The 18,826-nt window shown below is 58.1% G+C and carries 18 protein-coding genes and 1 pseudogene; 13 read left to right on the top strand and 6 right to left on the bottom strand.

Annotation, left to right across the window (positions count from 1 at the left end; all coding sequences use genetic code 11):
• Positions 1 to 7 precede the first annotated feature (7 nt).
• From J8Z22_RS12035 to J8Z22_RS11995, 9 genes and pseudogenes are all read left to right on the top strand, one after another.
• Positions 8 to 328, top strand: coding sequence for a zinc ribbon domain-containing protein (locus J8Z22_RS12035; RefSeq protein WP_252006574.1), 321 nt, complete (start codon positions 8 to 10; stop codon positions 326 to 328).
• Between the two features lie 3 nt (positions 329 to 331).
• Positions 332 to 604 carry a YeaC family protein gene (locus tag J8Z22_RS12030; protein ID WP_028114903.1) on the top strand — a complete coding sequence of 91 codons (273 nt, stop codon included), beginning with the start codon at positions 332 to 334 and terminating at the stop codon, positions 602 to 604.
• 3 nt (positions 605 to 607) lie between these two features.
• On the top strand, positions 608 to 1,069 hold the full coding sequence (locus tag J8Z22_RS12025) for a CreA family protein (RefSeq protein ID WP_028114902.1): 462 nt from the start codon (positions 608 to 610) through the stop codon (positions 1,067 to 1,069).
• Positions 1,070 to 1,234: 165 nt separating this feature from the next.
• Complete coding sequence (locus J8Z22_RS12020) at positions 1,235 to 1,744, top strand: EndoU domain-containing protein (protein ID WP_252006573.1); 510 nt, start codon at positions 1,235 to 1,237, stop codon at positions 1,742 to 1,744.
• 9 nt (positions 1,745 to 1,753) lie between these two features.
• Positions 1,754 to 2,053 carry a hypothetical protein gene (locus J8Z22_RS12015; RefSeq protein WP_028114901.1) on the top strand — a complete coding sequence of 100 codons (300 nt, stop codon included), beginning with the start codon at positions 1,754 to 1,756 and terminating at the stop codon, positions 2,051 to 2,053.
• Between the two features lie 109 nt (positions 2,054 to 2,162).
• A pseudogene (locus tag J8Z22_RS12010) lies at positions 2,163 to 2,588 on the top strand (MAPEG family protein).
• A 127-nt stretch (positions 2,589 to 2,715) separates the two neighbouring features.
• On the top strand, positions 2,716 to 3,915 hold the full coding sequence (locus J8Z22_RS12005; protein ID WP_252006572.1) for a YjgN family protein: 1,200 nt from the start codon (positions 2,716 to 2,718) through the stop codon (positions 3,913 to 3,915).
• 38 nt (positions 3,916 to 3,953) lie between these two features.
• On the top strand, positions 3,954 to 4,982 hold the full coding sequence (locus J8Z22_RS12000; protein WP_252006571.1) for a M48 family metallopeptidase: 1,029 nt from the start codon (positions 3,954 to 3,956) through the stop codon (positions 4,980 to 4,982).
• Between the two features lie 17 nt (positions 4,983 to 4,999).
• A complete protein-coding gene (locus J8Z22_RS11995) occupies positions 5,000 to 5,953 on the top strand; it encodes a hypothetical protein (RefSeq protein WP_252006570.1) in 954 nt (317 codons plus the stop codon).
• 3 nt (positions 5,954 to 5,956) lie between these two features.
• Here the strand turns inward: J8Z22_RS11995 and ansA are convergent, their stop codons facing one another.
• A complete protein-coding gene (ansA, locus tag J8Z22_RS11990) occupies positions 5,957 to 6,967 on the bottom strand; it encodes an asparaginase (protein WP_252006569.1) in 1,011 nt (336 codons plus the stop codon).
• Between the two features lie 103 nt (positions 6,968 to 7,070).
• Positions 7,071 to 8,906 carry a signal peptide peptidase SppA gene (gene sppA, locus J8Z22_RS11985; protein ID WP_028114895.1) on the bottom strand — a complete coding sequence of 612 codons (1,836 nt, stop codon included), beginning with the start codon at positions 8,904 to 8,906 and terminating at the stop codon, positions 7,071 to 7,073.
• 259 nt (positions 8,907 to 9,165) lie between these two features.
• On the opposite strand from sppA, the gene J8Z22_RS11980 reads away from it, so the two are divergent.
• The gene (locus J8Z22_RS11980; RefSeq protein ID WP_252006568.1) at positions 9,166 to 11,187 is read left to right on the top strand and encodes an NADPH-dependent 2,4-dienoyl-CoA reductase; all 2,022 of its coding nucleotides are present in this window, start codon (positions 9,166 to 9,168) and stop codon (positions 11,185 to 11,187) included.
• Here the strand turns inward: J8Z22_RS11980 and J8Z22_RS11975 are convergent.
• Both J8Z22_RS11975 and J8Z22_RS11970 read right to left on the bottom strand, forming a co-directional pair.
• The gene (locus J8Z22_RS11975) at positions 11,184 to 12,773 is read right to left on the bottom strand and encodes a ShlB/FhaC/HecB family hemolysin secretion/activation protein (RefSeq protein ID WP_252006567.1); all 1,590 of its coding nucleotides are present in this window, start codon (positions 12,771 to 12,773) and stop codon (positions 11,184 to 11,186) included. The two genes, J8Z22_RS11980 and J8Z22_RS11975, sit on opposite strands and share 4 nt — an antisense overlap.
• A gap of 55 nt (positions 12,774 to 12,828) precedes the next feature.
• On the bottom strand, positions 12,829 to 14,319 hold the full coding sequence (locus J8Z22_RS11970; protein ID WP_252006566.1) for a transglycosylase SLT domain-containing protein: 1,491 nt from the start codon (positions 14,317 to 14,319) through the stop codon (positions 12,829 to 12,831).
• A 190-nt stretch (positions 14,320 to 14,509) separates the two neighbouring features.
• Between J8Z22_RS11970 and J8Z22_RS11965 the strand changes: the two genes are divergently transcribed.
• Together J8Z22_RS11965 and J8Z22_RS11960 are read left to right on the top strand one after the other, a co-directional pair.
• Positions 14,510 to 15,589, top strand: coding sequence for a hypothetical protein (locus J8Z22_RS11965; RefSeq protein ID WP_252006565.1), 1,080 nt, complete (start codon positions 14,510 to 14,512; stop codon positions 15,587 to 15,589).
• A 165-nt stretch (positions 15,590 to 15,754) separates the two neighbouring features.
• Complete coding sequence (locus tag J8Z22_RS11960) at positions 15,755 to 16,594, top strand: alpha/beta fold hydrolase (protein WP_252006564.1); 840 nt, start codon at positions 15,755 to 15,757, stop codon at positions 16,592 to 16,594.
• Here the strand turns inward: J8Z22_RS11960 and J8Z22_RS11955 are convergent, their stop codons facing one another.
• Positions 16,595 to 17,290 (bottom strand): rhomboid family intramembrane serine protease, encoded by a 696-nt coding sequence (locus J8Z22_RS11955; RefSeq protein ID WP_252006563.1) that lies wholly within the window; start codon positions 17,288 to 17,290, stop codon positions 16,595 to 16,597.
• Between the two features lie 213 nt (positions 17,291 to 17,503).
• Here J8Z22_RS11955 and J8Z22_RS11950 point away from each other — a divergent pair, with 213 nt between their 5' ends.
• Complete coding sequence (locus J8Z22_RS11950; protein WP_252006562.1) at positions 17,504 to 18,298, top strand: ABC transporter permease; 795 nt, start codon at positions 17,504 to 17,506, stop codon at positions 18,296 to 18,298.
• A gap of 7 nt (positions 18,299 to 18,305) precedes the next feature.
• On the opposite strand, the gene J8Z22_RS11945 is transcribed toward J8Z22_RS11950, so the two are convergent.
• The gene (locus tag J8Z22_RS11945) at positions 18,306 to 18,650 is read right to left on the bottom strand and encodes a YajD family HNH nuclease (protein ID WP_028114889.1); all 345 of its coding nucleotides are present in this window, start codon (positions 18,648 to 18,650) and stop codon (positions 18,306 to 18,308) included.
• Positions 18,651 to 18,826: the final 176 nt, after the last annotated feature.

Raw genomic sequence — 18,826 nt, 5'->3', positions numbered from 1 at the left:
AGTGGAAATGGCATTAATTGATTGTCCCGCCTGTGGTAAACGAATCTCCGATAAGGCTAAGAGTTGCTCCCACTGCAAGGTGGATCTGACCGCGGACACCGAGTCCATTGAATCGGCGCAACGTATTTCTGCCATCAATAAACGCACCCAACTGATGAATCACAGCTTTGTGGCACTGCTGGCGTTTGTCGGTGGGTTTGCACTGTGGTTCTGGGGCGGGGAGGCCGCCGCAAACTGGCGCCAGCCCACCGGCATCGGCCTGATGGCCGCAGGATTTGTGGGTTACCTGGTTACCCGGGTGCGCCTGGCATTGGACAAGAGGAGTTAAGGCATGGATTGGCAACAACTGGCCGCCGGCATGAACGACGAACTGGCTGCGCGGCTGCAAACGGCGGTTGAGATTGGCAAGTGGCCCGATGGCTCATTGGTCAGTGACGAACAACGGGAGGCGGCGATGCAGGCGCTGATCGTGTGGCAGGCCAATCACAACACCGATAACCAGCATCTGACCGTCGGTAAGGACGGTCAGATTAACCACCTGCCGAAAGACGTGCTGAAGCATCAGTTTGATGAACAGCAAATTGCTCGAATCAAACCGGAGTAATCGATGAAACCAGTTTGGGCGGCCCTGGCCGCAACCCTGCTGTTGAGTGGCTGCGATAATAACGAAGTGGGGGATGTGTCTCTGGGCCTGTTCACCACCAAAGACATTAAAGTCGAAGTGTTGCAGGATCCGGTGGTTACCGGCGTGACCTGCCACATCTCCAACATCGAAGCGGATCTGGACTTTGCCGACCCCAGCGACATGGGCATCGCCTGTCGTCAGACCGGGCCCATTACCTCGGCCATGCTGAGTCAGATTGATACCGGCAAGTCTGGCGAGGTGGTGTTTAAGAAGTCCAAAAGCGTGCTGTTTAAGACTTTGAAGATCCGCCGCATCCTGGATCAGAAAACCCAGACTCTGTTGTACATTGCCTACAGCACTAAGGAAACCAAGGGCAGCTATAAACACAGCTTGTCTACGGTACCTCTGTGGGGCACCGAGGCATACGTGCCCCCGGCAGGGTAAATAGGCAGTCCTCGATGTTTCAATAAAGGCGTGTCTTCGGGCGCGCTTTTTTGATCTAGCCTTGGGCCGGTGGTTGTCCTTAGTGGGAGGAACCCATCATTGGCACTAAAGAGATTTGGGTTCCATTGTTAGTGGCGCCCCCCTAACCAGCACAGGATACAGGTTATGAGAAAGGGATGGCTCGTTGGATTGATGGCATGGGTGGCGGTGGCAGTCCACCCCGCCTGGGCCGAACACTGTCAGCAGAACTACACCCACTGGAGTGATACCCAGCCTTCGGTCAACCTCGGTCATGTGATCACCGGCGAGATCAACAAAAGAGGTCGGGCGGTGGGGTTTCACAGTCGCTCTGGCGGCAAGGATCCTCAGGGGGCCCGGTTGATCAGGATAACGGCGCCCGCCAATCGTTATGGGATCTATCGTGGCCAGGTGGCGTTGTGTCATGGCCAGGGCTGGACCGATAAACGGGCCAACAGCACCTTCTTTCCCGACAGCTGGAGCCACCAGCAGGTGGTGGAGGCCATCCTTCGGGCCCATGGGGCGTCGAGTCAACCGGAATACGGAAAATGGTCCGGGGTAGTGGATGGGATCACCATTGAAGGCTATATGTGTAATCAAGGGCAAAGTCATTGTCCTAAAGGCAACATCAACACTGCGTACCCCATTTATCAGTAGAGGGTGGTCATGAAGCTGTATCGAGATCAACAGGGGACGGCCCGGGCCGAAGTCGACAATGAACCCGTCATGCTGGCGGAGTTTCTTACCAGCGACGTGCAGGCCGATGTGGTGGCCACCAAGGAGTTATTGGCGTTGGCGGATCATTCTGTGGGGGAGGTCAGTGGCAATGCCCACTGCCTGTTACTCGATGGGGATGATGCGGTGCTGGAGAGCCTGTTCAGCGATGAGGTGTGTCGGTTTGAGCGGCGAATGCTGGTTGAGGCGCTGGAACAGTGGTTAACCTTTATTGATGAGTCTGACCGCTGAGCCTTTGCTCGATACATGGCCCGCCGTTGCCGGCTTTGCGTTGATTGGCATCGAGTAATAGCGGCATCCCTCAACCGGAAGATGGGATCACAACGGACAGGGAGGTTATATGGAGACGCATTCGCCGTTGCTGTTGCCAGCGGCAGTGTTGGTTGCCTGGACACTGGTCATGTGGCTGTGGATGTACGCCACTCGAATTCCCGCCATCCAGCGAGCCAAAATGCGGCTGGATCCCGATGCCCCCAGAGGGCAGCAGATGGCCGAATTACCGGCGCCGGTGCGCTGGAAAGCAGACAACTACAACCACCTTCTGGAACAACCGCTGCTGTTTTATGTGTTGCTGTAGGTACTGGAGCGCGTTGGTGCCGATGGCCCTCTGGTGCTGGTCATGGCCTGGAGCTATGTGGTGTTAAGGGTGATCCACAGTTTGGTGCAGGCGCTGGGTAACCGCATTGAAGTGCGGTTTGCGGTGTTTGTGCTCTCCAACCTGCCTCTGCTGGTGCTGACTGTGGTGGCGATAACAAAACTGCGGTAACAGTGACAAAATATACTGATTTTACTAAGAAAATTGAAACTCCGTCTCTTTTAGTCACAGGTGGATGCAGGTAGTCTATAGGCCTGATTTTTCGAAGATTATTCTATCCAGGGACAAGAGAGGCACCATGGAACCCAACTACAGTGCTTATTCGCTGGCCGAACTTTTGGATGCGCAAAAGCATCTCGACTCAGTTCAGTATCCACAACGGGCGCAGCGCCTGCAGCAGGAGATTGATTTGCGGTGCCAGCGCGATCAGCAATTAGCTGCAGAGCGCGATTCTAGCGCGGCTAAGCGCCTGGTTAGGTTTGAGTTTACCGGTCAAAAAGGCGCGTATTTTAAGCTGTGGATAGTCAACCTGCTGCTGAGCATTGTCACCCTGGGGATCTACAGCGCCTGGGCCAAGGTTCGCAACAGCCAGTATATGCTGGGACACACCAAACTGGATGGCCAGCCGTTTCGCTACCTAGCTAAGCCGATGCAGATCCTCAAAGGTCGCATAGTTGCCGTTGTGGTGCTGGTGCTGTTTACCCTGGTGTCACAGTTGTCGCCCTTTGCCGGCTTGCTGATGACTCTGGGGCTGCTGGTTGCCACCCCTTGGTTGATTCTGCAGGGAATGCGGTTTTCAATGCGCATGACCGCCTATAAGAACGTGCGTTTCTCCTTTGAGGGATCGTACTTCGGCACCCTGGTGACCTTTGTGCTGCTGCCCATGGTCGGCGCATTTACCCTGTACCTGGCCATGCCCTGGGTGTTTAAGAAGATGGACCAGTACCTGTACGGCAACAGCAGTTTTGGCGGCAAACGGTTCGAGGTGACGACTGACACTGGCCCCTATTACGGCGCATCCTTGGCCGCAGCGGGCCTGGCCATTGTTGGCTTCATCGCGCTGTTCAGCCTGGTCGGGGTCAACGAGATGGTCACCCAGGTTGGCGGAGACGCAGAGGCGCAGATTCAGCTGTTGCCGATATTGCTGATGTACAGTGGCGCGTTTTTGGTGAGTTTCCTGGTGCGCTCGCTGTATCAGGGCATGATCTTCAATCATGTGTTTGAGCAGACACAGATCGACAACGTGGTGAGTTTCGAACCGAAGATCAGTGTAGGGAGCTATGTGGCCATGATGACCACCAATGCGGCGATGCTGCTGGGTACTCTGGGGCTGGCTTATCCCGTGACTCAGGTACGAAAGATGGCGTTCATCACCGAGTCGGTAGGGGTGGCGCTGCATCCCGGGGCACAGGCGTTAACCAATACCGTCAGCGGCGACGACTCGGCGTTCGGCGAAGAGGCGGCCGGGGTGTTTGACCTCGATCTGTCCATTACCTGAGCGGGGCAACGATGGTCGATAGCATCACAGGGAGTTATGTGGCGCCAGACAGCAACGTCTGTCAGGCGGCCCGGGTTGTAGTGGCCGACGGCCAGGTGGTGCTGACCCTGGAGGCTCAGACGCAGGTGCATCGTCAGGCGATGCTGGAGCAGTGCCAGATTGGCGATCTGTTGCCCGGCCTGGCGGTGGAGTTGCAGTTTAGCGATGGCGCCCGATTCACCCCCGATGACGTCGATTTCCGCTGGCCGGGAATGGCGACGTCACAGCGGCTGATTCATTGGCTGGAGGGCCATTGGAGCGCTGTGCTGGTGGCGGTGGTGCTGGTACCGCTGTTCCTGTGGCTGATGTTGACCCGGGCGGTGCCGGCGGCGGCGGACGCGTCGGTGTCGTTACTGCCGGAAGTCGTTGCGGATACCGTCAGTGAGCATACGTTGTATCTGATGGACACAACCATGTTGAAGCCCAGTGCCTTGTCACTGCAGCAGCGCCACGCGGTCATCCAGAACTGGCACTCAACGCTGTCGACACTGGCGATGACAGACAACGGTTATCGGCTGCAGTTTCGCAGCGGTCCCATCGGTGCCAATGCGTTTGCGCTGCCCGATGGTACCGTGGTGGTCTTGGATGACATCGTGACCCTGATGGAGGATCACCCCAAGGCGCTGACCGCGGTGCTTTTGCACGAGATGGGCCATGTTCAGCACCAGCATGGGCTTAAGTTACTGGCCAGGGCCAGCGCCAATAGCTTGCTGTTTGCGGTGCTGCTGGGGGATATTGAAGGGGCTGGCGAGATGATCATCGGCGCCGGAGCCAGCTTGGTGGAAAATGCCTTTTCCCGAGAGATGGAAACCGAAGCCGACCAGTACGCCTACGACAAGCTGGTGCAGCTGGGGTTGTCGCCGCGGCATTTTGCCGACGCCATGCGCTTGTTGAGCTCCGGCTCGACTAAGGCGCCTGCCCAGGCCGGCCCCGAGGTGCATTGGGACGATTACTTCAGTACCCACCCCGATACCCTGGATCGGATTCGGGCGGCGGAGCAGGCCAGCGCAGAGTCTACTCAGGACTGATCAGCGGGAGCGATGACATGGACGACTCGCAACACTGGAATGCCAGCGTTACTCAGATTCTGGAACGGGCCTGCCTGGCCCCTTCCAGCCACAACACACAGCCATGGCGGTTTAGGGTGTTTGAGTCTGTGATTGAATTGCTGGCGGATGACTCCCGAGCGCTGCCGGTCAACGACCCCCACAACCGCGAACTGACCATCAGTTGCGGCTGCGTCCTGGAAACCCTGGTGTTGGCGGCCAACGAGGCGGGCATGACGGCGCAGGTTCAGCCCTTGCCCGATCCCGACCGAGCGCAACTGTTGGCGACCGTCACCCTTAGCCGCAGCGGTCGCCATCTTCGGTCGCTGAGCCCCTTGAGCCGCTGCATCGGCCGTCGGCATACCCATCGTGGCCGGTTTAATGAGGCGGCGGTGGATCCGCGTCTGTTTCCCCGTTTGCACCAGGCGATTCAGGGGACGGGCGTGAGCCTGACGTCCCTGAACACCCCCGGTCGACGCGCCTTGGTGGCGGCGTTGGTGGCCGAAGGTGATAGGCAACTGTGGGCCAACGTCGATTGGCGCCGGGAGCTGGCGGCCTGGATGCGACCGGCCACAGAAGGCGACGGCCTGGTGGTGCCTTCGCCTTGGGGTAGGGGAATTGGATGGGCGGTACGAACGTTTAACCTGGGGCGGCTGTTGGCCTTGTCCAGCCGTCAACAGGCACAGTCGGCGCCGCTGTTGCTGGCCTTGTCCACCGACGCCGATACGCCACGGCTGTGGCTCGACACCGGGCGAGCGCTGCAGCGACTGCTGCTGGCCGCCAACCATCACGGCTATCAGGCGTCTTTTTTGAATCAAGCGGTTCAGGTGCCTGAATTGCGCGATGAACTGTCCGGTTTGCTGGAGGGAAGCCGACCTCAGATTGTACTGAGTCTCGGCGTACCGGCCAGTGAATTGGCGCCGTCACCGAGGCGACCGCTGTCGGTCGGCTAGGGCTCAGTCGCTTAACTCGCCCCGTAGGCTCATCTCCATCGCGTCCAGTCGCTGTTGAAAGCTCATCGGCTGGCTCAACAGAAAGTGTAACTTGGCCAGGGCGGCTTCGGTGGTCATATCAAAGCCGCTGATCACACCGGCCCGAGACAGGGCATTGCCGGTGGCGTACCCGGCCATATTGACCTTACCTTGCAGGCACTGAGTCAGGTTCACCACAATCACCTCCCGATCCCGAGCATCCCGGAACAGCTGTAGCAGCTCCGGGCGCTGTGGTGCATTACCCACCCCAAAGGAGAGCAGGATCAACGCTTTGACCGGCTGTTTTAGGATATTGCCGATCACCGTCGAGTCGATGCCTGGGTACAGGGTGACCACGCCGATGGGCTGCGGGGTGATCGGGTGAACCTTGAGAGGCCCACTGGCGGCCAGCGCCTGTACGCCAGGGCTGGGTTTAATGTGAATTCCTGCTTCTAGCAATGGCGGCAAATTGGGGCTGTCAAAGGCATCGAAGCCGTCGGCGTGGACCTTGGTGGTACGGTTGCCGCGAAACAGTTTGTTATTGAAAAACAGGCACACCTCGCCCACCGGGTGGCTGGCCGCCAGGTACAGGGCATTGAGCAAGTTGTGCTGACCGTCGGAGCGCAATTCGGCAAAAGGAATTTGTGAGCCGGTGACCACCACCGGCTTGGTCAGCCCCTCTAACATGAAGGAGAGCGCCGACGCGGTGAAGGCCATGGTGTCGGTGCCGTGCAGAATCACAAAACCGTCGAACTGGTCATAGTGGTCGCGAATGTCGTCGGCGATGATCTGCCAGTCTTGTGGGGTCATGTTGGCCGAGTCCATCAGATCTGAGTACTCGGTAATGGCGAACTCCGGCATTTCCGGGCGCTGAAATTCCGGGTTGGCCTTGACTCGCTGGGTCAGAAAGCCGGCGGTCGGGGCGTAGCCCTGGTCGGTTTTCTGCATGCCGATGGTACCGCCGGTATAGGCGATGTAGATTCGTTTTTTTGTCATTATTGTCAGAGGCCTTAGCGAGAATGGGCGGATTATAGCGCGCCTCTTCAAGATAGCAAAAAGGCCTCCGAACGGAGGCCTTTGTTAAACGCTGAGATTGTGATTACAACTCACCGCACTCCAGGCACAACAGGTAGGTGTTGGCCGGATCGGTGAGCGACAACCGCTGCTCCAATGGCGCCAGCAACTGCTGTTTCAGCTGAGACAACAGGCTGGGGCCGCCACTGGGCAGTTCGATACCGGCACTGCCGAGAAACTCGCGCAGAAACTCCTGCTCTGGGCTGACCGGTTGCTCGATCACCACGGTATCAAAGCTCTCCAGTCCGGCGAGTTCGGCGGCGCCGGCAATGGCGTCATCCAGATCGCCCAGCTCGTCCACCAGCCCCAGCTCTTTGGCGGCGATGCCGCTCCAGACCCGGCCTTGTGCCAGTGATTCTACCTGATCCAGATCCAGACCTCGGGCCGTTGAGACCAGCTCGATGAAGTCGCGATAGCCCTTATCCAGATTCATCTGCATGATGGACTTGAACTGTTCTGGCAGTGGTGAGAACACGTTCAAACCGGACATCTCGGTGGTGCCGACACCATCCATGTTGACGCCAACGGTGGCGGCGGTGTCTTCAAAGGTTTGAATCATGCCGATGATGCCGATGGAGCCAGTGACCGTCGATGGCATGGCATAGATGCGATCGGTGTTGGCCGAGATCCAATAGCCGCCGGAAGCCGCCACCGAACTCATGGAGGAGACCACGGTCTTGCCGGCCTGTTTCAGAGCCAGGATCTCCTGGCGAATCTGCTCCGAAGCAAACACGCTGCCGCCGGGGCTGTCGACGCGAATCACCACGGCTTTGATCTTGGCGTCTTCCCGGGCTTCACGCAGCAGTTTGGCCATGGAGTTGCCGCCGACAGTGCCCGGAGGTTGGTTGCCAGGCAAAATGGTGCCCTGGGCCACCACTACGGCCACCTGAGTGTCGCTGGTCAACAGGTCCAGTTTTGGTGGAATCTGGCTCAGATAGTCTTGCCAGCCGATGCCGTTGAACTTGCTGTCGTCTTCCGCCAGGGTGCCGAAGCGTTCAATCAGGGCGTCGCGCATCTCGACCGAGGTCATCAGCGAGTCCACCAGGCCGTTGTCGAAGGCGTACTGACTGAAGTCGCCGTTGGAGGCCTTCAGGGCCGCTTCCAGCTGGTCGAGGTTGCGATCAAACAGACCGTCTTGCAGGTCGCGGTTGGCGTGAATGGTGGATTTGTAGTGGCCCCAGATATCGCCAAGCAGGGCACGGTTGGCCTCTTTGGCCGGTTCGGACATTTCGTTCAGGGTATAGCTCTCGGCAAACGACTTGTACTTGCCGACCCGAAACAGGTGGGTTTTCACCCCAATTTTGTCCAGCAGCTCTTTGTAGAACAGGCGGTACATGCCCATGCCTTCGATGGACACCATGCCGCTGCGGTTGAGCTGAATTTCATCGGCGTAGCTGGCTAGGAAGTAGGGGTTCTGGCTGTACCAGCCGGACTGGGCGATGACCGGTTTGCCACTGGCACGGAAGGCTTGCAGTGCTTCGCCTACCTGTTGCAGTTTGGCAATGCCGCCGGCCACACCGCCGGGACGCAGCACGATGGCGGAGATGCGGTCGTCACTGGCGGCTTCGTCGATGGTCATCAGCAAGTCGTCGAGCAGGATCTCCTGCTCTTGGTCGTCATCCTGGCGGGCCAGCAGTTGCATTGGGTCGAGATCTTTCTTCTGCTCGACCAGGTTGCCGTTCAGGTTCAGCACCAGCGCGGCGCCTTCTGGTACGGTCGGTGCCTTGTCCTGGCTCATGCCAATGACAATGGCGGCCAGCAGGCCGAAGAACACAATGTTGATGATGGTTCGGCGAATGCCGTTAAAGGCGGACCAGATAAAACGGAATATTCTTACCAACAACGGTCGTTTTTGAGACATAGGTGTCGCAATCCTTTTCTAAAATACGGCCAATAAATGGTGCTGGCCGGTTTTGTGCTTCGCCTGTCAGGGCTGGTTTGGCTGCCGACAGGCGGAACAATGTTCTGATAGCATCAGTGTGTATGCTACAAAACCCTTCCGCGAGTTGCATGACTCAATTGTAACCCTTTTTATTCAAACACCTATACAAGTGTTGTGATCTTGATCACCCCAAGGTAATCTGGACACCTGTTTTAAATGGATGTTTAAAGGTAGAGCGATGTCTTACCCGCACATGTTAGAGCCCCTGGATTTGGGCTTCACCACATTGAAAAACCGCGTCTTAATGGGCTCCATGCACACCGGGCTCGAAGAGGAGAAGGGCGGCTTCGATAAATTGGCTGCCTTCTTCGCAGAACGGGCGCGAGGCGGCGTAGGCCTCATCGTTACCGGGGGGATCTCCCCGAACTTTCGCGGTCGTCTGGCACCGCACTCTAGTCAGTTGTCGTTCCCCTGGCAGGTGTCCCGTCACCGGAAAATCACCGATGCCGTGCACCAGGAGGGGGGCAAAATCTGCATGCAGTTACTGCACGCGGGCCGTTATGGCTACCACCCCTTCAGTGTCTCCGCCAGCAAGATCAAGGCGCCCATCAACCCGTTTAAGCCCAGCAAGCTCAGTGTTCGCCAGATCAAAGGCACGGTAAAAGACTACGCAAGCTCGGCCAAATTGGCTCAGAAAGCCGGTTATGACGGTGTCGAGGTGATGGGATCCGAAGGCTATTTGCTGAACCAGTTTTTGTGTAACCGCACCAACAAGCGTACCGATGAGTACGGCGGCGAAATCGAAGCGCGGGCGAAGTTCCCGCTGGAAGTGGTGCGAGCGATTCGTGAGGCAGTCGGTCCCGAATTTATCATTATCTTCCGTTTGTCGATGCTGGATCTGGTGGAAGGCGGCAATGATTGGCAGGAGGTGGTGCAACTGGCCAAGTGGCTGGAACAAGCCGGCGTCACCATCATCAACACCGGCATCGGTTGGCACGAAGCCCGCATTCCCACCATTGCTACCAGCGTGCCGCGCGCGGCATTCTCTTTCATCACCGAACGCATGCGCAAGGAGGTCAGCGTGCCTCTGGTGGCCACCAACCGCATCAATACCCCGGAAGTGGCCGAAGGGATTCTGGCCAGTGGTCAGGCAGACATGGTGTCCATGGCCCGGCCGTTGTTGGCGGATGCGGAGTTCGTTAACAAGGCGGCCCGAGATGAAGCGGAAGACATCAACATCTGCATCGGCTGCAACCAGGGCTGCCTGGATCATACCTTCTCTCTGAAGCGGGCCACCTGCCTGGTGAACCCCTTTGCCTGTTACGAAACCGAGCTGAAACTGGAGCCGACCGCTTCTGGTAAGCGGGTGGCGGTGGTGGGCGCCGGTCCGGCGGGCATGTCCAGTGCCTGTTATGCCGCCGAGCGTGGCTTCAGTGTAACCCTGTTTGAAAAGAGCGATACCCTGGGCGGCCAGTTCAATCTTGCCAGTAAGATCCCGGGCAAAGAGGAATTTACCGCATCGCTGGATTATTTCCGTCAACGCCTGAATCGCCTCGGTGTGGAGGTGAAGCTGGGCTGTCCTGCGGACGCCGACACCCTGAAGGCGTTTGACCATGTATTGCTGGCCACCGGGGTGACGCCGCGAGTGCCAAAACTCGAGGGTGTGGATCATCAGAAGGTGGTGACCTACCAGCAGGTGTTAAGCGGCGACGTAGAAGTGGGCAAAAAAGTGGCCTTGATGGGAGCCGGTGGCATCGGCTTTGATATGGGCGAATACCTGTCTGAGGCCCATGAATCTGCCACCTTGCATCCCCAGGTGTGGTTGAAGCAGTGGGGCGTAGACCCGGATTACACCGAAGGCGGCGGTCTGACCGAACGGGACAGCACCGCCTTTGAATCGGCCCGTGACATTACCCTGCTGCAGCGCAAAACCACCAAGCCCGGCAAAGGGCTGGGCAAGACCACCGGCTGGATCCACCGTACCGTGCTTAAGGATCGTGGCGTGACCATGATGTCTGGGGTGGAGTACCTGAAAGTAGACGATAAGGGCCTGCACATTCGCCACGACGATCAGGACAAGGTGCTGGAGGTGGATCACGTGGTGCTGTGTACCGGCCAGGAGTCCAATCGCGGCCTGGTGCCGGATCTGGAAGCGGCGCAGATCCCTTACATTCTGGTGGGCGGCGCCGAGTTGGCGTCAGAGCTGGATGCCAAGCGTGCCATTCGACAGGCCGCCGAAGTGGTGTCCGGCCTGAACTAGAAGTAGCTGCGGACCTGCAGCCGCCATTCGATGTTGTCGACTCCCTGTTGGTCGGTGATGGGGTGGCTCAGGTCCATGTGAATGACGTTGTTGCTGGAGTGGGAGGAGTAGAGGCGCATGCCGATGCCGACACTCTGCAGCAACTCGGTATTCTCTTCCTGATAGGGGGTGTCACCAAAGGTGCGGCCCAGGTCCCAGAACACCACTCCGCCCACTTCTAGCAGCTGGTACCAGGTGATGCCCGGGTAGTAGCGCAGCTCATTGCTCATCAGGGCGGTATGGTCGCCGTGTTGAAACTGCACCGGGTAGCCGCGCAGATCCGTATCTCCTCCCAACGCCACCGGCTCGTCCAGATATTGGTTGTGGCTGGCGATTAACTCCAGTTTGTTAAACCACGCCCATTGGTCGGCGAGGGCATGAAACCATTCGGTGCGGGCACTGGCCAGGGTTCGATAGCGATCGCCGTCGATGGGGTCGGTTTGCAGGTACAGGGAGTAGAACCAGCGCTGGTGGCCATTTATCTGATGGCCCCGCTGAAAGCCGGTGGTCAGTGCCGGCGCGTCGTGCTCAAAATCCCAGCCCAGACGCAGCCAGCTGTTGATACCAAAGTTGACGTCTTCCACCTTGTTGATGAGGTAGAGGTTATACACCTCGGCGTAGTGGTCTTCCAGCAGCCCGAGTTGCAACCACAACTGCTGTTGTTTGCGGTCATCGGGCACCAGCGTGGTGTCGTCGATGGCCGCGAAACGTTGATCCCAATAGTGAAATCCCAGTTGCCATCTAAGGGTATGATCGCCGACCCGGCCGTCAGACCAGCCGAGAGACACGTCGTGGTTGTCCAGTTCCACCGCAAACTCATTGATGGTGTCGCCCCCCTGTTTGACCTGATCCTCGCGCTGCTCCTGATCCAGAGACAGGTTACCGGCCCAGCGGCTGTCCATGGAGTAAAATGGCCGTTTCAGCTGCAGAAACTGGCGTTCGCCGTCGTCGGAGTCGATCAGGGTGATGCGGGCGGAGAGGTGGTTGCCCTGAAACAAACCGGTCTGCAGATCGAAGACGTAGCCGGTGCGATCGGTCTCGGAGAAGTAGGCCAGTTCGGTCTGGGCGCCGAACCCCAGCAGGTTGGATTCGATGATGCCGATGCCGAACTTGGACTCGCCCCCCTGACGGGAGAAGTCAAATTTGGGCAGCAAAGACCAGGTGTCCCAGGTTTCCACCACCAGCCGCTCTTCGCCGGCGTCGACCTTGCGGGTGACCGTGGCGCTGCGCAGGTAGCTCAGCTCTCTCAGGTGGCGCTCCACCTCATAGAGGTCTTCGTCGGCACTGCACAGGTCGAAGCCTTGAATCTGGTCCTCAACGGTAACGGTGCGGGTAACCGGGTGCAGCCAGTTGGCCCATTCGTGAATCCAGGTAAAGCCACTTTCCTGCTGCTCAAACACATTGTTGGTGGTGATTACCACCTGTTCCGGTTGGCATTGATTGGGGTTAACGGAGGAGGCCAGGGCAGCGGGGCACAGCAGCAGCAAGCCGGGTAGCCACGGCTTGAATGTCACTGGCGCTTTGCTGTCGTCCCCAACTGGAATCAAAGCCGCTCCTTATTGGTTTTATTCACTATTGTTGTCAGTGATGCTGTCTATCAGTTTAGGGCAAATTGCCGCTGTTGCCCGTTCCCTCCATGGCGCGCTGCAATTGACGCTTCTGCCCAAGTTCGCTTAGGCCTCGCTTGTAGACAATGTAATAGCGATAGATGTTGGCCACGTAGTTAACGGTTTCGGCACCGATTCGGGCAGCAGCGAGATACTCAACATTGCCAAACCAGCGATTGGGATCCAGTCCCCGCTGGGCCGCCTGTTGCCGAAGTCGATTGATGCGGTTGGGGCCAGCGTTGTAAGCGGCGATGCTAAAGATCATCTGGTTAAACGGGGTCAGGGCCTCGTCATCAAAGTAGCGACTGCGAATCACCGACAGGTACTTGGTGCCAGCGTGGATGTTGTTTTCTGGTTCATGAATGTTTTTGATGGCCACCCGCCTGTCGGCGGCCGTGGAGGGCAGCACCTGCATGATCCCCACCGCACCGGCACTGCTGCGTGCGGTCTGTTTGAATTTTGACTCCTGATAGGCAAAGGACGCCAGCAGTACCCAGTCGAAATGATACTGTTCGCCGTAGGTCTCGAACCAAGTCTGCAACTGGGCCAGGGTGTCGAGATTGTTGGAGGAGCGGGCGTGGGTCAGCCAGCGATCACTCTGCAGAAAACGGTGGTGCAGTACGTTGACCGTGTGACCGCCGGAGCGATAGGTGGTGGCATAACGATCCATCAAGGATTGCAGCTGCGGGCTGTTTTTGCGAAGGCCGTAGGCGACATGGCCGCCGCTGCGTAGCGGCACAGCGTCGAGGGTGACCAGGTTGGGGTAGCGCTTCAGCCATACCGGCAGTTTATGCTTGTCGATGACGGTGGCTCCTAACACACCGCTGCTAACGAACTTGAGCAGGTCTTCATCCTCCAGCCGGGGATCCGCCAGTTCTATCTGTATCTCCTGGCGCCCCTTACGCTTTAGCCGTTCGTTCATGGCCATCAGGCTGTCGTAATAGCTCGATTCACGGCGTACGGTGATCCGTTTTCCAGCCAGTTGGTGCAGCGAATCGATCTTGCCGAACTGGTCGGTGGTGACGATCAGCTCTTGGGTGTCGTCACTGACCGGGGCCGAGAACGCGATCTGGCTCTGGCGACGCTCGGTAATGGTGAGGTTGGCAAAGATCAGATCGCCATAGCCCTGCATCAGGTAGGGGATAAGCTGATCACGGCGCACCGGGATTAGGGTGACTTTCAGCAGTTTGGCCGGAGCCCCCAGAATACGGCGGGCAAAGGCTTCGAAATTGCGGCCGTTTTCATAGGTGATGCCCATCGGGTGGCCACCATCAATATAATACCAGCCGAGGCTGAAGGTGGTCAGGATTCGAATCTCCCCCCGGGCGATCATGGCATCGAGGTCGCCGGTCATGGGCGACGCCATGATGGGCCAGACATCGGCAAAAGTGTCGTCGCTGGGGGTGGCCGGTAGCGGCGCCACCTGTGGATCGGCGGCGATGGACGGGCTGAGCAGACACAGGAGCAAAAGCCAGGCTCTGATCATACAAATCCTCAATGAAGCAATAAGTTGTAAGTGTAGTTGCTCAAACCACACTGGCGCCAATTGCCGAATTTGTTCCCCTGAAAGTGGCCACAGCGGTCTGAAACATTGACTGGTGACAATTTGCACTGACAGTTTTACCAGATTTCGGTACCCTTGTAGGGTAGTTTTGAACAGTGCTTTGGGAACCTCATTGAAAACTCTTTTTTGCCATCAGGGTCAGGACAACCCGCTTCGATTTGTCGCCATTCAGGCTGGCGGCTTGCTTGCGTCTCTGGTGATCATCAGTCTGTTTCTGGCATTGCCTCTGGTGGCGCCCTATGTGGCGCTGGCGGTGGCCCTGTTGCTGTACCCCGTGCTCAAGGAGTCTGCCTGGCGCCGGGGCCGTGATGCCAGGCTAACGGGCTGGCCGGTGGTGGCGCCGGTAGCGACCTCAATGGTGTTGTTGGTGGCGTTGCCCTACCTGACCATGACGGTATTTATCATCATGGCGCTGGTGTGGTTGCTGGCCACCGCCCAACTGGCGATTCGTCCCGGTAAGGGCGACGGCGACGCAATGGTTGGGGGGTATTGTGGGCCGATGATGGCCAATGACCGTGGCGATGCCCTGTACTCCCGCCGGGTTGAGCCGTCGCTGATCGGCGGCGAGGCACTGGAAACGCCGCCGTCGGTTACCGCTGCGGTACAGGATGAATTGCCAGACGCCCATCAGCTCTATCTGACACTGTGGCGCCGTTCCTTAGGGGCGCTGCTGAAGTTGCCACTGGCACTGAAAGCCGCAGTGGCGCTGCTGCTGGTGACGGCGATGCTGGTGCCTTGGGTCGGCCAGCTGAACTGGGAGACGGAGCAGAGCAGCGACAGCGTCAGCCAGCCCGAAGTCGCCCCTAAGCCGGAAGTGGTGAAACCCAGAGCCGAGGCGATTCTGGAGATGCCGGATCAGTACTGGCTGTGGCTGGACAACGGCACCTTAAGCGTACGCTGGCAGGGGGACGATGCTCCCGTTGGCGAACTGTGGTCGCTGGAAACCGCAAAGGGCGATACCAGTTGCGCCGAACTGGTGTTCAATGACGACAGTGCCTACCGCCCCTATCGGGTGGACGTGGAAGCCGACGGCTTTTATTTAGCGACGTTTTCGCCGATGGATACCGAGATCTTGATTCGGCAGATTGCCCGCCGTGGCAGCTTTAAGCTGTGCGGCTATCCCTTCAGCCTGAAAGGCTCGACCAAGGCGCTCAAGAGTCACAGCCACTTTGAGTGGTTTTTGACCCGTTAAGGGCTCAGTCATGCAAACAGGCGGCCGCGGGCCGCCTTTTTTGTATCTGGCGTAAGGGTGTGATATTGGTTGTGTTTTTTCACTGGCGAATCTAATCCAGATCAAGGTTTAGTAGCTACAATGGAATTAGAGTAATAACTCTAATGTGTCGCAGGGAACGGAATAATGGAAAAACGAATTCACGTTAATGGCATTGAAGTGCTGGAACAGGGGCAGGGCGATGACACCGTGGTGATGATCCACGGCTGGCCGGACACCCACAGGCTGTGGGACCGTCAGGTGGAGGCGCTGCAGGCGAATCATCGCTGCATTCGCTTTACCTTACCGGGCTACGATCGGGCCCACGTTCGCAGGATGTATGATCTGCAGGCGCTGATTGACCAGATCGCCGCCATTGTCGATGCCGTCAGCCCGGACAAGCCGGTGACGCTGCTGATTCACGATTGGGGCTGTGTCTTTGGTTATCAATACTACCTGCGCCATAGTTCACGGGTGAAACGCATCGTGGCGGTGGACATCGGCGACGCCGGTTCCCGGGATCACGAGATCCCCACCAAGGCCAAGCTGTTTATTGCCGGCTATCAACTGTGGTTGGCGACCGCCTGGAACATCGGCGGCGGCATCGGTGATGCCATGACCCGTAAGATGGCGTCGATTCTGAAAGCACCGGGAGAGCCGGCCAGCATTCACAGTGGCATGACCTATTCCTACTGGTGGAAGTGGAGCCATACCCTGACCAAAAAGCCGCTGGGGGTGTTGCCGCTTAAAGTGGAGTGCCCGCTGCTGTTCATTTATGGCGCCGACAAGAAGGTGACCTTCCACTCCCGTAAATGGGAGGCGGAGATGGCCGCCAAAGCGGGCAACCGGGTCGAGGCGTTTCCCACTGGCCACTGGGTCATGGCCGAAGAACCCGAGCGCTTTACCAACTTGGTGGTGGAGTGGTTGGGCGCCGACGATGCCAAGTCGGTAGAACCGGCGCCGGAGACGGACGCAGAGCCCGCCTAGTCAGGGCTTCGGGCCCGGTTTGTCGGCATCGTCGTGCCGGGCTGCAACCTCTTCGGGTGACTGCTGCCAGAGATCGCCGATGGCATCGTCGTCGTTGCCGTCGGTCTGTTTTTCCCACGAGTAGTGTTTGGTCTCGGGCAGGGGATCCCAATTGCGAAACGCCAATGCACAGCCTAACCCCGCAAGCCCACCAAACAGGTGGTATTCAAATGAGATGTCCGGATCCCTGGGAAAGATGCTCATCAGCATGCCGCCAAACATGAAAAAGGCGATCATCATCAAGGCGATGGAGCGCCTGTCTCGCCTCAGCAGGCTGATAAAGAACAGGTAGAAAAACAGCCCGTGGGTGAGTCCGCTGGCACCAAAATGGAAACTGGAACGGCCGAACAACCACACGCCAAACCCCGATGCCAGCCAGATGATGATGATCACCGGCCAGCGTGATCTCGGATAGCCATAGATCAGTGCCGACCCCAGTACCAGCAGCCCCAGGCTGTTGGCCGCCAGATGCTCCGCGTGGCCGTGGATCAGCGGTGCGGTGACGATGCCGATCAGCCCCATTTCGACTCTGGGGTACACCCCAAGGTGACCCAGGTGCAGGCTGAACAGGCTGTCGAGCACCAGCACGCCCCACAAGGCGGTGATAAACAACACGCTGATCTTAATGCTTTGCAGTATCGAGTAGTCTCGGGTCATGGCAACTCGGCGTTCCTGGTTAAGAAAATGGCGTGAATGCTTACAATACAGACCGGTATTGTCGCAACTGACTTTCACTAACCTGCTGTCGGTACTTTATTAATCTTGGGTCAGGCTGGTGTAAATTCAATTGCTTTTTACCTGTGGCAACTGCTTCAATAGCCAAGACCTCCCCATCGCTTATCTCTTTATACGTACAGGAAACCGATTAACATGGCCGGCGTTATCGACATTGCCTGGTGGCAACTGCTGCTGTTTCTCTCCATCTTACTGGTGCCGGCGTGGATCAATCGCCACTTTCGGCTGTCGATGGGCGGGGAGGGCGCTTGGGCGGTGGTGCGCATGGTGGCTCAGTTGGTTCTGGTGGGCCTGTATCTGCAGTTTCTGTTTGATCTGGACAGTCTGGCACTGAACCTGTTGTGGTTGCTGGCGATGGTGCTCATTGGCGCGTCCTCGGTGGTCAGTAAGACTCACCTGCCGCGGTCACTGGCATTGATGCCGGTGATATTGGGCCTGGGGCTGGCGTTGGTGCCGGTGCTGTTTGTGATGGTGCTGGGGCTGGTGAGGCCGCAGCCGTTTTATAATGCCCAGTACCTGATCCCCATGGCCGGCATGCTGCTGGGCAACAGCCTCAGTGGCAACATCATGGCCCTGCAACGGTTTGTAACGGCGCTAGGCGAACGTCAGGGGGAGTATCAGGGGGCGTTGGTGCTGGGGGCGACACCGGCGCAGGCTGTGCAACCATTTTTGCAATCGGCCCTGAGCCAGTCGATGGCGCCGCTGCTGGCGACCATCAGTACCACCGGACTGGTGTCGTTGCCGGGGATGATGACCGGCCAGATTCTGGGAGGCACCGACCCCATGGTGGCGATCAAATACCAGATTGTCATCATGGTGGCGATTCTGGTGATGGTGTCGGTATCGGCGGCGATGTCGTTGCTGCTGGCGTCACGGCGACTGCTGTGCAGCAACGGGCGCGTTCGTATTCCACTGAACGCGCCGCAATAACGGCCGGTTAGCCGTTTTTCTTTTCCATCATCGCCTTGAGATTGGCGAAGGGGTTGCTGGTGGCGGCCTCATGCTTGAGATCGGCGCCGGCTTCGACGGTGGAGCCGTACTGAGCCGCATCGGTGTACTTTGAGTGCTCATGATCGTGGCAATACAGGCACAGCAACTCCCAGTTGGAGCCGTCATTGGGGTTGTTGGTGTGGTCGTGATCGATGTGGTGCACCGTCAGTTCCCGCAGGTTGGAGTAGACAAACTCACGGGCACAGCGGCCACACACCCAGGGAAACAGTTTCAGGGCTTTATCACGGTAGCCTTGCTCCAGCGAGGCATAGTTCTTAGGGATTACGGCCATCGGCGTTCTCATTGGTGATTCTTGCCGACACTATACCATTGATGCTTCGGCCGGGGCTATTGGCCTGCTAGCGTTAACGGCGCACTGCGATTGGTGCCTGTTAAATCTCACTGGTGTGGCGGTTGTTCAATGGCTGCAATGGCGCCAGAAGCAGTCATTGGCTCCATACCCAAAAC

The sequence above is a fragment of the Ferrimonas sp. SCSIO 43195 genome (assembly GCF_023716685.1).
Taxonomy (GTDB): Bacteria; Pseudomonadota; Gammaproteobacteria; order Enterobacterales; family Shewanellaceae; genus Ferrimonas; species Ferrimonas kyonanensis.
This window is presented reverse-complemented; position numbering and strand designations above follow the sequence as displayed.

What these genes read in the sequence shown, in the direction of transcription:
- J8Z22_RS12035 (WP_252006574.1), top strand. Translation starts at nt 8, where the DNA reads ATGGCATTAATTGATTGTCCCGCCTGTGGTAAACGAATCTCCGATAAG.
- J8Z22_RS12030 (WP_028114903.1), top strand. Translation starts at nt 332, where the DNA reads ATGGATTGGCAACAACTGGCCGCCGGCATGAACGACGAACTGGCTGCG.
- J8Z22_RS12025 (WP_028114902.1), top strand. Translation starts at nt 608, where the DNA reads ATGAAACCAGTTTGGGCGGCCCTGGCCGCAACCCTGCTGTTGAGTGGC.
- J8Z22_RS12020 (WP_252006573.1), top strand. Translation starts at nt 1,235, where the DNA reads ATGAGAAAGGGATGGCTCGTTGGATTGATGGCATGGGTGGCGGTGGCA.
- J8Z22_RS12015 (WP_028114901.1), top strand. Translation starts at nt 1,754, where the DNA reads ATGAAGCTGTATCGAGATCAACAGGGGACGGCCCGGGCCGAAGTCGAC.
- J8Z22_RS12005 (WP_252006572.1), top strand. Translation starts at nt 2,716, where the DNA reads ATGGAACCCAACTACAGTGCTTATTCGCTGGCCGAACTTTTGGATGCG.
- J8Z22_RS11995 (WP_252006570.1), top strand. Translation starts at nt 5,000, where the DNA reads ATGGACGACTCGCAACACTGGAATGCCAGCGTTACTCAGATTCTGGAA.
- ansA (WP_252006569.1), bottom strand. Translation starts at nt 6,967, where the DNA reads ATGACAAAAAAACGAATCTACATCGCCTATACCGGCGGTACCATCGGC.
- sppA (WP_028114895.1), bottom strand. Translation starts at nt 8,906, where the DNA reads ATGTCTCAAAAACGACCGTTGTTGGTAAGAATATTCCGTTTTATCTGG.
- J8Z22_RS11980 (WP_252006568.1), top strand. Translation starts at nt 9,166, where the DNA reads ATGTCTTACCCGCACATGTTAGAGCCCCTGGATTTGGGCTTCACCACA.
- J8Z22_RS11970 (WP_252006566.1), bottom strand. Translation starts at nt 14,319, where the DNA reads ATGATCAGAGCCTGGCTTTTGCTCCTGTGTCTGCTCAGCCCGTCCATC.
- J8Z22_RS11960 (WP_252006564.1), top strand. Translation starts at nt 15,755, where the DNA reads ATGGAAAAACGAATTCACGTTAATGGCATTGAAGTGCTGGAACAGGGG.
- J8Z22_RS11955 (WP_252006563.1), bottom strand. Translation starts at nt 17,290, where the DNA reads ATGACCCGAGACTACTCGATACTGCAAAGCATTAAGATCAGCGTGTTG.
- J8Z22_RS11950 (WP_252006562.1), top strand. Translation starts at nt 17,504, where the DNA reads ATGGCCGGCGTTATCGACATTGCCTGGTGGCAACTGCTGCTGTTTCTC.
- J8Z22_RS11945 (WP_028114889.1), bottom strand. Translation starts at nt 18,650, where the DNA reads ATGGCCGTAATCCCTAAGAACTATGCCTCGCTGGAGCAAGGCTACCGT.